Genomic DNA, 12,912 nt, shown 5'->3' with positions numbered 1-12,912 from the left:
AGGGGCTTTAGTGTTGAGGCTTTAGCCTAGTAGCTCAGGCTCTTGCGCTCAGTGCTACTTGGAGGAAGAGTGCGCATCCTGCGCGGTGCGGGCACGCACCACGAGGGCGTGGTACTCGTCTTCCTTCTCGATCAGCTCGTCACGCAGCTTCTGCGGAATAGCGTTGAGCTTCTCGGTTTCCTTCTGCCAGCGGGCGGCGATGTCCGCACGCTCGGCAGCGGGTGCATCCTCGGGCAGTGCCAGGTACTTCTCGGAGAGCGCCTGCACGCGCTGAATGGTCTGCAGTGCGCGGCCCTTGGGGCTGAGCAGCGAGGCGAGCACGGTAATGACCAGGACGCTCACGATGACCAGCAGCGACATTTCGGTGGTAATCTCAACCACGTGCACGGGCTCGCCGTGGTTAATGAACGGCAGGTTGTTCTCGTGCATTGCGTGCAGGATGAGCTTCACACCAATGAACGCGAGGATGGTCGCCAGGCCGTAGGAGAGGTAGACGAGGCGGTCCAGCAGGCCGTCAATGAGGAAGTACAGCTGACGCAGACCCATGAGGGAGAACGCGGTCGCGGTGAACACGATGTAGACGGACTGGGTGAGGCCGAAGATCGCGGGAATCGAGTCGAGCGCGAAGAGCAGGTCGGAACCCGCGATAGCGACCATGACGAGCATCATGGGGGTCATGACGCGCTTGCCGTTTTCGAGGGTGAAGAGCTTATCGCCATCGAAGTGGTCGCTGGTCTTCAGGTACTTCTTGGCGAGACGAACCATGATGTTGTCTGCCTCGTCGTCGCCGTCGCCTTCGGTAAGTTCGTCCTTGAGCAGGTTACCTGCGGTCATGAGCAGGACCAGGCCGAAGATGTAGAACACCCAGGCGAAGGAGTTGATGATCGCCGCGCCAGCGAAGATGAAGGAGCCGCGCGCCAGGATCGCGAAGACGATACCGAAAAGCAGGACCTTCTGCTGATTCTCACGAGCAACACGGAACGTGCCCATAATGATCATGAAGACGAAGAGGTTATCAACCGAGAGCGCCTCTTCGGTGATGTAGCCCGCGTAGAATTCGGTGGCGGCGGTCGGGCCGTTCGTCACAAAAATGTACAGGCCGAACAGCAACGCGATGCCGATGTAAATACTCGACCAAATGGCCGCTTCCTTAACGGTGGGTTCGTGCGCCTTACGGACGTGGAACACGAAGTCGAAGGCCAACAGACCCGCGATGATGAGAATAGTAACCAACCATTGCAACCCGGTAACTTCCATGGGGAGCCTTTCTTGTGGTGTGCGTACAGGACCACAAGTCTCTCCCGCCGACCTGAATGGAGGTCGGCTCGATTCACCGGTTAGACGCCTTCGGCTAACGTGCTGACGATGAGTCGATTGGTGGGATACTCCCTTGCTCGGTGAACGATTATACAGCAGGTTGAGGTTTTCGCACAGGAGCCCCTCCCGGAGGGTTTTTCAAGAGCAGCGGGCACGAGAACGCCACGTTGCCGACCAACACCGCGCAGACCAGCACCGGGCAGACCAGCACCGCGCCGCAAGCCCACATAAAAGTAGCCCTCCCGGTGAGTACTTATGAGTACATACCGGGAGGGCTACTTCTTTATTCAGTTAAGACAGCTGTTTAGGAAACCATGTTGAAGGTCGGCGGGGTAAACGCAATCGCGTTCACCTGCTTGCTCGTATCCAGCTTGCCGTTCTCACGAATCGTCGGCACGGTAATGACCACCTCGAACTGGTACATGCCTTCCATGAGCTTATCGCCGCGCAGGGCAAAACGCGCAGAGATGCCGGTCGCCCGGTCATTCACACTCGACGCAAACGGAATAACCTGACCCTGAACGGTCTGAGTCTTACCGTTACGGGTCATGACGGTTGCCACGCCGGTCGGGTCAGTCGTGAAGACCTGACGGTCAATGATTTCACCCTCGGGTGAGAAGAGGTAAATGTCCATGGACGGGTGCAGGTGCGTGGTGCCGGTCGTCGCCTCCAGCGCGGAGACATTGTAGGTCATCACGAACTCGCCACAGTTCAGGTTCAGGTCACCCTCGGGGCCGTGAGTCGCCTCGTACACGGACATGAGGCGGATCGTCGCGGGGTTCGGGGAGGTTGCATTCTCCATGGACCACCACGCCTGACCGGTCTCCGGCGCAGTCACGGGCTTGTTCTTAGTGCGCGACTGCAGGGCGCCACTGGCGGGGTTGGTAATCATCCAGCCGCCGACCTGGGTAAAGTCCGGACCGTGTACCGTCTTGCAGTCATCCGCCGAGGCCGCGAATGCGGGCACCGCCGTGGAGGCGGCAATAGTGGGCACAGCCCAAAGTGCGCCGCGGGTGAGGTTGCGGCGGGTAACGGAACGAGCTCCCGTAGTGTGTGCGTCTGAAGAGTTATTTGAAATAGTCACAGATTTTTCTTTATTGCTCGGAAGCATCAAGGTGTTATTTGACATGTAAAACACTTTGATAGTGTACAGCATCTATCTGCACTCAGTGGAACTTCACGAGCAATGAGTTACCTCATGGCGAAAAACCCACGTCGGACCCCTAAACGCCGGGCTTAGAACACCGGGTTTAGGCGTGACCCGCTTCCTTCATCAGGCGCAGCTCCTTCTTCAAATCGGCAAGCTCATCACGCAGACGCGCCGCCAACTCAAACTGCAGGTTCTCCGCCGCCACGCGCATCTGATCGTTCATTTCCTCGATGAGGTCCAGAAGGTCCTCCGCGGGTGCCGCCGCCAGGCCGTCGGCACGAACACGCGCCTCCGCACGAGCGAGAAGCTCCTCCGACTCCGGGGTGCTCGTGGCAATCTTCGAGGCCGTCGAAGAGCCCGTCTTCGCACCCGCACTCACTGTGCGGGCACCCTTCTTACCGCTCTTACGCAGCTGCAGAAGCTCGCGGGTGTCCTCTTCCTCGCGGGCGAGAACATCCGTAATATCGGCAATCTTCTTCCGCAGAGGCTGCGGGTCAATGCCGTGCTCACGGTTGTACGCCTGCTGAATCTCGCGGCGGCGGTTCGTCTCATCAATCGCCACGCGCATAGAATCCGTAATCTTATCGGCGTACATGTGCACCTGACCGGACACGTTACGCGCCGCACGACCAATGGTCTGAATCAGCGAGGTAGTCGAACGCAGGAAGCCTTCCTTATCGGCATCCAGAATCGCAACCAGCGACACCTCGGGCAGGTCCAGGCCCTCACGCAGCAGGTTAATGCCGACCAGCACATCGAAGGTGCCCAGGCGCAGCTCACGCAGAAGCTCCACGCGGCGCAAGGTGTCAACGTCAGAGTGCAGGTACTGCACCTTCACGCCGTGCTGCAGCAGGTACTCGGTCAAATCCTCCGCCATGCGCTTGGTGAGGGTCGTGACCAGCACACGCTCGTCACGCTCCACGCGCACGCGAATCTCCTCGAGCAGGTCATCAATCTGGCCCTTGGTCGGCTTGACCACAATCTCCGGGTCAATCAGGCCGGTCGGGCGAATAATCTGCTCCACATAACCATCAGCCTGCGACAGCTCATACTTGCCGGGGGTTGCCGACAGGTAGATGGTCTGACCGATACGTTCCAGGAACTCCTCCCACTTCAGCGGGCGGTTATCCATCGCCGAGGGCAGGCGGAAACCGTGCTCCACCAGGGTGCGCTTACGGGACATATCACCCTCGTACATGGCGCCAATCTGCGGAACCGTCACATGCGACTCGTCAATAATCAGTAGGAAATCATCCGGGAAATAATCCAGCAGACAGTTCGGGGCACTGCCGGGGGCACGACCGTCAATATGGCGCGAGTAGTTCTCAATGCCATTACAGAAGCCCATCTGCTCCATCATTTCCAGGTCGTAGGTGGTGCGCATACGCAAGCGCTGCGCCTCCAGCAGCTTGCCCTGGGATTCGAGAGTCTGCAGGCGCTCGCGTAGCTCATCCTCTATGGAGGTAATAGCCTTCGCCATACGCTCCGGGCCGGCAACATAGTGGCTTGCGGGGAAGACGTACATCTCTTCTTCCTCGCGAATCACCTCGCCGGTCAGCGGGTGCAGGGTGTAAATCGCCTCAATCTCATCACCGAAGAACTCGATGCGAATCGCGTTCTCCTCGTACATAGGGATGATTTCGACGGTATCGCCGCGCACGCGGAACGTGCCGCGGTGAAAGTCCATGTCGTTACGCGCGTACTGCATCGCCACGAACTGACGCAGCAACTCGTCGCGGTCAATCTCCTCACCGCGACGCAAAGTCACCATCTGCTCAATGTACTCTTCGGGCGTACCCAGACCGTAAATGCAGGACACGGTCGCAACCACCACCACGTCACGGCGAGTCAGCAGGGAGTTCGTCGCCGAGTGGCGCAGACGCTCCACCTCCTCGTTAATGGAGGAGTCCTTCTCAATGAAGGTATCGGTCTGCGGCACGTACGCCTCAGGCTGGTAGTAGTCGTAGTACGAGACGAAATACTCCACCGCATTATTCGGCAGCAGCTCACGCAGCTCATTCGCCAGCTGCGCCGCCAGCGTCTTATTCTGCACGAGCACCAGAGTCGGACGCTGCACCGCCTCAATCAGCCAGGCTGCGGTCGCGGACTTACCGGTACCGGTGGCGCCCATCAGCACAATGTCCTTCTCGCCGTTCTGCACGCGCTCGGTGAGCTCGGCGATAGCCTTCGGCTGGTCACCGGCAGGCTGGAAGGGGCTGACCACTTCAAAGGGGGCAACAACACGGTTAATCTGGGGTGCGTAACTCATGTATCCATCCTAGGGGAAAGCCGCCGGATGCGCGGCGGGATTGGTCACCCTTTTCTGCTGGCGCAATAGTCCGGCATAATTGCTGGTGTAATTGCCGGCGCAGTTGCCAACACAATAGCCCGGCGCGAAAGTGCCCAAGTTCATAAAAGATGGGGTGCAAAAGATAAGGGGCGTTCAACTGGCTCATGTGTGCCACCGGATAGGAATCGAGCAGGAGCATTTTCCCGCGCAATTCCCGCACAATAACGGCGCACTTACGGGTGTTCCCGCTCCCCCGTGCACATCGTGGCGCAGGCACGCCGAGCCACAAAAGATAAGGGATAAAACATAAAGACTTATGACGAGTATTCCGTGCCCCTACCCTTTGCCTCTTTGACGCGGCTCACATATGTTTAGAGCGCACACACGCAGACAGAACGGACCATAAGAGCGCACGGAAGGACTCCATGAGCACGACCACGGAGACAGCTTCAAAAGCCGCCCAGACAGAACCCGCGGAGGCGAACCCCACCGGCACACCCGCCGCCACCCCAGCGGCCAAGAACGAACGCCGCCGCTCGCTCTTCACCTCCTCCTACCCGGTCATTATGCTCATCGCCCTCGCCATTCTGCTGGGCGTCACCTATCTCTCCCTCATCACCGGCAGGTACCCGGTCGAACTGGACGAACTGTTCCGAATCCTCGGCAAGAACTGGTTCGGCATGGACCTGAAGGTCTACAAGCCCGCCGAAAACATGCTGCTCACCGTGCGTATTCCGCGTCTGCTCGCCGCCGGTCTCATCGGTGCCGCCCTCGCCATTGCGGGTGCCACCTTCCAGGCGGTCTTCCGAAACCCGTTGGTCTCCCCGTACCTGCTGGGTGTTTCGCAGGGTGCGTCGGTGGGTGCCGCCTCCGCCATTCTGCTGGGCGTGGGCACGAGCCTCGCGATTCAGGGTTCCGCCCTCGCCGGCGGCCTGATTGCCGTGCTGCTGACCGTCACCATCCCGCGCCTGTTGCGTAACGAATCCACCCTGATGCTCGTGCTCTCGGGCGTGATCGTGGGTGGCTTCGGTACCGCGGCCCTGGGCGCACTGAAGTTCATCGCAAACCCCGAAACTCAGCTGGCTCAGATTGTGTTCTGGCAGATGGGCTCCCTGCAGGACGTGCGCGTCGACGCGCTCACCCAGTTCGCCCTCGTGGCTGGCCCCTGCATCCTGCTGCTACTGGCGATGCGCTGGCGCGTGAACATCCTGTCGCTCGGCGACGATGAGGCACGCACCCTCGGCATCAACCTGAGCCGTACCCGTGGCGTCACCATTCTGCTGGCCACCCTGATTACCGCGACCAGCGTGTGCATCGGCGGCCCGATTTCCTGGGTTGGCCTGGTCATTCCGCACCTGTGCCGCCTGCTGGTCGGTAACGACACCACCAAGCTCATGCCGCTGTCCATCCTGATGGGTGCTTCGTTCATGATGTTCGTCGATACCCTAGCTCGTAGCCTCACCAGCGCCGAGGTTCCGCTGAGCGTTCTGACCGGTTTCATCGGCACACCGCTGTACGTGGCGCTGCTGCTGCTCGGAAAGGTCCGGGTGAAGTAACCCATGTCTACCGCACAGAACTCCGCTAACGCAGCTAACGTCCACCCCGCTCAGGCGCTCCTCGAGCTGAAGGGCGCAGGCTTCCACTACGGCCATCGGGGCGAGCGCATCAAGCACACCCGCGCGGGCCACCGCTCGGACCGCTGGATTTTCCGCAACGTGAACCTGACGGTACACCGCGGCGAGGTCCTCGCCATTCTGGGCCGCAACGGCGTGGGTAAGTCCACCCTGCTGAACTCCCTGATTGGACTGCTCTCCCTGACCGAGGGCTCCGTTCACCTGGGCGGTGATTCGCTGGATTCGCTGACCGCGACCGAGCGTGCCCGCCGCATCGCCTACCTTCCGCAGATGGAGGGCAGCGGCATCGCCTACACCGTGACCGAGTACCTGCTCATGGGTCGCGCACCCTACATCAGCCTGTTCTCTTCCCCCTCGCGCCAGGACCGCGACAAGGTGCAGGAAATGATGGAGGAACTGGGTCTTATTGACTTGGCGCACTCCCCGCTGGACCAGCTCTCCGGCGGTCAGCGTCAGCAGGTGGGTATTGCCCGAACCCTGGTTCAGGATGCCCCGCTCATCGTTCTGGATGAGCCGACCAGCGCCCTGGACGTGGCGAATCAGGCGAAGGTTCTGCGGAAAATTCGACAGCTGCGTGATGCCGGGTACGGGGTCATCTTTACGACCCACAACCCGGATCACGCCCTCATGCTGGATGCGACCGTTGCCCTGCTCGGCGCGCACGACGCAGCTGATGCACCCGCCCCGAAGGATTCAGCAGTTTCGAAGGATGCGCCGGCTCACCTGCTGATTGGTCAGGCTTCGGAGGTGCTGACGAGCGAGGTTCTCTCGCGCACCTTCAACACCGACCTAACGGTGACCTACTCCCCCGAGCTGGGTCGCTCCAGCGTGCACATGACGAGCCTCGATACCTGAGAATCCGCAACCCCTAGTCTTCCGGTGGTGGTGCGGGCCAGACCCCGTCGGGGATGCGGTAGAGGTGCCGCATCCCCGACGGTGGCGTACCCCTAGCACGCTTGTCCTCACCCGCGCCGCTACCGGTTTATTCATCAACTATCCGTTGTATACCAAAGAAAGACACACCATGAAGATTACGAAGTTCCACTCGGGCCTCGCGCTGACCACCTCCCTGCTGCTGGCAGCCCTGACCGGTTGCGGTGCCGCAAACACGGCTTCCTCGTCGTCCTCCTCCGCAGCCGCTTCCTCCTCGGTTTCAGCTTCGGCATCGAGCAGCTCCGAGCAGAAGCACACCAGCTTCTTCGTGAAGGACAACGGTGACGGCACCAAGGTCATCAAGGATATTGATGGCAAGGAGGTCACCGTCCCGACCCACCCCGAGCGCATCGCTGACCTGTGGCACGCAAACAACCAGATCGTTCTGCTGCTGGGCGGTGCCGACAAGCTGTCCGCTACCACCACCGCTGTGAAGTCCCTCGAGTGGTTCAAGCAGGTTTACCCCGGCATTGAGAAGGTCGACGCCCCCGTAAAGGGCACCGACGTGAACATGGAGCAGCTACTGGCTGACAAGCCCGATGTTGTACTGGCTTCCTCGAAGGACCAGATTTCCAAGACCTCCGCAGCCGACATCCCCTCCGTGCACGTTGAGTTCCAGAACTTCGCCGACCTGAAGCGTACCGTCGAGCTGACCGCTGAGGTCATCGGCACCAACGACGCCATCGACCGCGCGAACAAGTACCTGGCGTACCTGGAGAAGAACGAGAACCTCATCAAGGAACGCCTGAAGGACGTCAAGGAGAACCCGAAGGTTCTGCACATCTCCGGCGGCTCCGACCTGACCAAGGTGGACGGCTCCAAGTCCCTGATTGGTGAGTGGATGAAGCTGGCGGGCGCCACCAACTCCCTCGACGGTGTGGAGAACCTGAAAAACGTCTCGATCGAGCAGATCATCGCTTCTCAGCCCGACATCATCATCATTGGTGGCTCGGACGCTCAGAAGGGTGTTGACGCCATCAAGGCTGACGCGGCGTGGGCTGACGTTCCCGCCGTCAAGAACAACAAGATCATCAAGAACCCCGTGGGTACCTTCAACTGGGACCGCTACTCCGCTGAGGAGGCTCTGCAGATTCTGTGGGCCGCTAAGCAGTTCCACCCCGAGCAGTTCCAGGACGTTGATCTGGTCAAGGAGACCCGCGAGTTCTACTCGACCTTCTACGGCTACAACCTGACCGAGGATGAGGCTCAGCGCATCATCAACGGTCAGGGCCCGGCAGCTAGCTAATCCGAAGCTAGCTCATCCGGCGACTACCCCGTCTGGAGGTAGCTCACCTGGCGACCAGCTAGGTCAGTAAACACGTACCGCCCGGGACCGTGCTCAACGCATGGTTCCGGGCGGTATTTTATTGGTTCACAGTGTTCGCTACAGCGTTAGTTTGCCGCGGCGTTAGCGCACCTCCACGGTCGCTCCGGCGAGGCTCATCAGCGCCCGGTTCGTCAGCGGAAGGTACCCGTTCAGGGCGCTCAAAATCAGCTGCATGGTGCGCTCTTCATCCTCCACGCTCAGCCCGCGCGGAATGCCCACACCCGGCACACAGATGCGCTGCTTATACAGGTCAATCACCGCGCACACGGTGCGGTTCGGCACGCCCAACACCGGCAGCATGCCGCGGTGATTGATGGTGCGCAGGCCCTTACCGACCACGGCGGCAGTGCGAATATCCGGGCGGGCACTCCTCGCGAACCGGGAGGTGCTCGCACCGTTCGCAAAAGCGGCAGGGTCGGGAATACTATTCGGCACCGCGCTCTTCTCGTTCAGCACAGACAGCAGCGGCTCCCCCACCGCGGCGGTGACCGCCACGTAGCGTACCTGCCGGTCCATGGCGTTGAGGAAGTCCAGTTCCGCGTACTCCTCCACGCGGTAGTTTTCGACCAGACCGGCTTCACCCAACCCGGTTTCTTCCACGGTGCGGGTGATGACTTCTTCATCGTAGAAGCTTGCCACGCACACCTGCGGGGCGCCGCGCTCAATGCGGGCGCGGCACTGATAGTCGTCGTCAAGCAGCCAGAGGGACAGCTCGTAGCCGTCGGGTACATCGCGCACACCGGTCGCGAGCAGCACTTCGCTGCCGTCCAGGGAGAACGGCTCCCAGCCTGCCGGTTCAAAAGCGTTGAGGGCACCGTCCAGGGCGGGGTTGCAGGAACCGAGGCTCGGCGCCTGATCAGCCGGGGTGAACGCCTCGGTGGAGGGCATGGCGATGGTGAGCCCGCGCATCCTGCCGGCGAGGCAGAGCTCAACCGCCATGAGCAAATGGCCCGCACCTTCACGGCTCAGTGCTGGGCTCTGAACCAGATGCGCCACACCGGAGTTGTCCAGGCTGAGGTGTTCGCCAACTCCGCGGGCGGCGTTGGAGTAGCGGTTGTGCAGGCGCACCAGCTCGTCAATGGGCAGGGCGCGGCCCACGGCGCCGAACGCCTGGGCGATAGCGTGCACATGTTCAGGGAAGACGCGGCAGAGCCTACCGAGCTGACGCGCAAACTCCGCCGGACGCTGCGTGAGCACACTCAACAGGGTGCCGAGGTTCTGCTGGCGGTAGGCGTTGAGCAGCTGGGCGACGGTGGCGGGTTCGAGCTGTTCGGCTGCACCCCGCTTGGGGAGGCGCGCTCCCCCACGGTTGAGGGTTGCGGTACCGCCGCGGCTGCCCGCGGAGAACTCCGGTGAGTTTTTGCCTGCTTGTTCGCTTGTTTGTTCTCGGTAGGTTCCCGACTGCGTCACGTTTTCACGACCTTGCGCTCTTCAGAGCGTTCGTTAGCTGATTCTTCGTAAGGTGACGGGCGGGGCTCAGTGCCTACCGGCAGGTGGTTCATGCACACACACCACCGCCTGCCGGCTCGTATAGTACCGGCATACAGCTGTGCCTCGTTCCTTGAGTAACTAGGCTATAGCTTCAAGACGTCAGCATCAGGACCTCAGCGCTGAGATAGTACCCAGTTCTCCGCGCTGAGATGTCAGCGTTGAGCCCTGCCCGTCGGTGCGGGCGTACGCGCTCCCTCGTGGAGGCGCCGGGCTGGGTTACCGCTGGTAATGAACCCGTTGCCGATGCCGTGGAGGGGCGTGTGCGTTCCGCAACATTGTTTAGGCTATCAGCTTTAGCAGGCAATTACTAGGGTTAGAGTAACTATTAACTAAGGTTGGACTATCTTTTAGATTTTGAGAGCTTTACGCAGGCGCTTTAGCCCGGAACCCTAGGAGGAAAATCTGGGAGCGGAAATCAAAGACCGGGAATCTAGAGGCCGGTAACCTAGACCGGCAAATCCACCCACTGCGTGTCCCCCCAGGTCACGCTCGCCGCACCGGAACTCAAGCTCACCACCAGCTCCTCGGCACGCGCCAGCTCCTCCGGGCGGTCAAACACACCCAGGGAAATCGTGGCGCCCTCCGCACCATACTCGGTACCCAGAACGTTCAGACCGGCGGCACGAATCTCATTCTCCAGGCGGCCAGCATCCGCATGCGAACTGGGCACCTTACCCACGCGCAGACGCTCACGCGAATCGAATAGCGCGCCATCCAGGGTCTGCACCACCGAATCAGTGTAGGCACGCACCAGACCGCCTGCGCCGAGCTTAATGCCACCGAAATAGCGCACGACCACCGCAACCACATCCGACAGGTCGGTGGTGCCGTCCTCGCGGGTCTGACGCGCCAGCAGCGCCTGCATCATCGGCACACCGGCGGTACCGGCGGGCTCACCATCATCGGAGGAACGCTGAATATCGCGGTCAGCACCAATAATGAACGCTGAACACACGTGGCGGGCATCGTGGTAGGTCTTGCGCACTGACTCAATGTAGGCGCGCGCCTCCTCAACGGTGCTCACGCGTTTGATGTGACCAATAAATTCGCTACGCTTAATTTCGAGGAGGCTCTCATAGGGCTCATCGCCGCGCGGCACAAGGTATCGGTTGGCGCGAGTTTCTTCCTGCATGTGTCCTCCTCTAATCAGTACCTATCTATTGTGGCACAGCCCGTCAGGAGCACCGTCCATGTCCCAGCCTTCTTCCCCCGCTTCTACCACGCTGCGCCGTTACGCCCTGACCGGCGGTATCGGCAGTGGCAAGAGCACCATCGCCGCCCTCTTCGTGGAGCAGGGCGCATTCCTGGTGGATGCGGACGCCATCTCCCGATCCCTCATGGAGCCCGGCGAGGCGGTGCTCGCCCGCACGGTTGCGGAGTTCGATGAGCACCTGCTCGATGAGGACGGCCGCCTCAACCGCCCCGCCCTGGCGCGTATCGTGTTCAATGATGAGCAGGCGCGCCTGCGTCTGAACGCGATTGTGCATCCCGCTATTCGTGAACGTGCCGCGCAGCTGGTGGAGCAGGCGCAGTCCGAACCCGGTTTTAGCGGCGTGGTGCTGGAGGACATTCCTCTGCTCGTGGAGACCGGCGACCCGTCCACCTTCGACGGCGTGGTCGTGGTGCGCACTCCCCTGGCGACCCGCCTGCAGCGCCTCGTGTCCTCGCGCGGTATGAGCGAGGAGGATGCGCGCGCCCGCATCGCCGCGCAGGCAACCGACGAGCAGCGTGAGGCGGTCGCAACCTGGATTATCGATAACGGAGGCTCGCTGGAGGAGACCGCCGAGCAGGTGCGCGCTGTGTGGCAGCAGATGACCTCCGCCTAACAGCTCTTCCCCGGTAGCACCGGGCACACACCCCAGACCCCAGCGCACCTACCCGAAATATCTCTACCCCGATAACGCAAAGAACCCCCTCACCTCCCAAACGGGAGATGAGGGGGTTCCCCTGCTCTAGGCACCCCACGCGGGGGTTACCTATCGGCTATAACGCCTGATGAGTGCTCATCTGAGCGGCAGATTAGTTGCCGGTCAGCTTCTTGCGGAGCTCAGCCAGTGCCTCATCCGATGCGAGGGTGCCTGCGGAAGCGGGCTCCTCGGAGGAGTAGGAGGTCGGTGCGGGCTCAGCTGCTGCGGGAGCTGCTGCTGCAGCCTCTGCGTCAGCCTCGAGAGCCTTAGCAACCTGAACCTTGTGAGCCTCGAAGCGAGCCTGTGCCTCTGCGTACTGTGCTTCCCAAGCCTCGCGCTGTGCGTCGAAGCCTTCCAGCCACTCGTTAGCCTCGGGGTCGAAGCCCTCGGGGTACTTGTAGTTGCCAGCCTCGTCGTACTCTGCAGCCATGCCGTACAGAGCGGGGTCAAACTCGGTAGCGTTGGGGTCAACGCCCTCGTTTGCCTGCTTGAGGGACAGGGAGATGCGGCGGCGGTCCATGTCGATGTCGATGATCTTAACGAAGACCTCTTCACCAACGGAGACGACCTGCTCAGCCAGGTCAACGTGGCGGGTTGCCAGCTCGGAGATGTGGACGAGGCCCTCGATGCCGTCCTCAACGCGCACGAATGCACCGAAGGGAACGAGCTTGGTGACCTTGCCGGGAACAATCTGACCCAGAGCGTGGGTGCGAGCAAATGCCTGCCACGGATCTTCCTGGGTTGCCTTGAGGGACAGGGACACGCGCTCGCGGTCCAGGTCCACCTCGAGAACCTCGACGGTAACGGGCTGGCCAACCTCGACAACCTCGGACGGGTGGTCGATGTGCTTCCAGGACAGCTCG

The 12,912-nt window shown here is 61.2% G+C and carries 10 protein-coding genes; 4 read left to right on the top strand and 6 right to left on the bottom strand.

Annotation, left to right across the window (positions count from 1 at the left end):
• Positions 1–54 precede the first annotated feature (54 nt).
• The 3 genes from RWL87_RS08600 to uvrB form a co-directional block, all read right to left on the bottom strand.
• Entirely contained in the window at positions 55–1,257 is a 1,203-nt protein-coding gene (locus RWL87_RS08600; RefSeq protein WP_313969602.1) for a TerC family protein, read from the bottom strand.
• Between the two features lie 364 nt (positions 1,258–1,621).
• Positions 1,622–2,401, bottom strand: a complete 780-nt coding sequence (locus RWL87_RS08595) for an ornithinee aminotransferase (RefSeq protein ID WP_313969601.1) — start codon at positions 2,399–2,401, stop codon at positions 1,622–1,624.
• Between the two features lie 166 nt (positions 2,402–2,567).
• Positions 2,568–4,736, bottom strand: coding sequence for an excinuclease ABC subunit UvrB (gene uvrB, locus RWL87_RS08590; RefSeq protein WP_313969600.1), 2,169 nt, complete (start codon positions 4,734–4,736; stop codon positions 2,568–2,570).
• Between the two features lie 446 nt (positions 4,737–5,182).
• Between uvrB and RWL87_RS08585 the strand changes: the two genes are divergently transcribed.
• The 3 genes from RWL87_RS08585 to RWL87_RS08575 all read left to right on the top strand — a co-directional run bounded on the left by RWL87_RS08585 (position 5,183) and on the right by RWL87_RS08575 (position 8,570).
• A complete protein-coding gene (locus RWL87_RS08585) occupies positions 5,183–6,313 on the top strand; it encodes an iron ABC transporter permease (protein WP_313969599.1) in 1,131 nt (376 codons plus the stop codon).
• Between the two features lie 3 nt (positions 6,314–6,316).
• Positions 6,317–7,246: an ABC transporter ATP-binding protein gene (locus RWL87_RS08580; RefSeq protein ID WP_313969598.1), complete on the top strand. Its 930-nt coding sequence runs from the start codon at positions 6,317–6,319 to the stop codon at positions 7,244–7,246.
• A 169-nt stretch (positions 7,247–7,415) separates the two neighbouring features.
• Complete coding sequence (locus RWL87_RS08575; RefSeq protein ID WP_313969597.1) at positions 7,416–8,570, top strand: ABC transporter substrate-binding protein; 1,155 nt, start codon at positions 7,416–7,418, stop codon at positions 8,568–8,570.
• Between the two features lie 162 nt (positions 8,571–8,732).
• Here RWL87_RS08575 and RWL87_RS08570 read toward each other — a convergent pair whose 3' ends face one another.
• Positions 8,733–10,061: a 2-oxoglutarate dehydrogenase gene (locus RWL87_RS08570; RefSeq protein ID WP_313969596.1), complete on the bottom strand. Its 1,329-nt coding sequence runs from the start codon at positions 10,059–10,061 to the stop codon at positions 8,733–8,735.
• Positions 10,062–10,587: 526 nt separating this feature from the next.
• A complete protein-coding gene (locus RWL87_RS08565; protein ID WP_012903629.1) occupies positions 10,588–11,274 on the bottom strand; it encodes a YigZ family protein in 687 nt (228 codons plus the stop codon).
• Positions 11,275–11,332: 58 nt separating this feature from the next.
• Between RWL87_RS08565 and coaE the strand changes: the two genes are divergently transcribed.
• Entirely contained in the window at positions 11,333–11,968 is a 636-nt protein-coding gene (gene coaE / locus RWL87_RS08560; RefSeq protein ID WP_313969595.1) for a dephospho-CoA kinase, read from the top strand.
• 193 nt (positions 11,969–12,161) lie between these two features.
• Here coaE and RWL87_RS08555 read toward each other — a convergent pair.
• The coding region (locus RWL87_RS08555; RefSeq protein WP_313969594.1) for a S1 RNA-binding domain-containing protein at positions 12,162–12,912 on the bottom strand (751 nt) is incomplete at its 5' end.

Source organism: uncultured Rothia sp., assembly GCF_963555405.1.
Taxonomy (GTDB): domain Bacteria; phylum Actinomycetota; class Actinomycetes; order Actinomycetales; family Micrococcaceae; genus Rothia.
The sequence above is the reverse complement of the archived record's forward strand: the minus strand, read 5'-3'. Positions and strand labels throughout refer to the sequence as shown.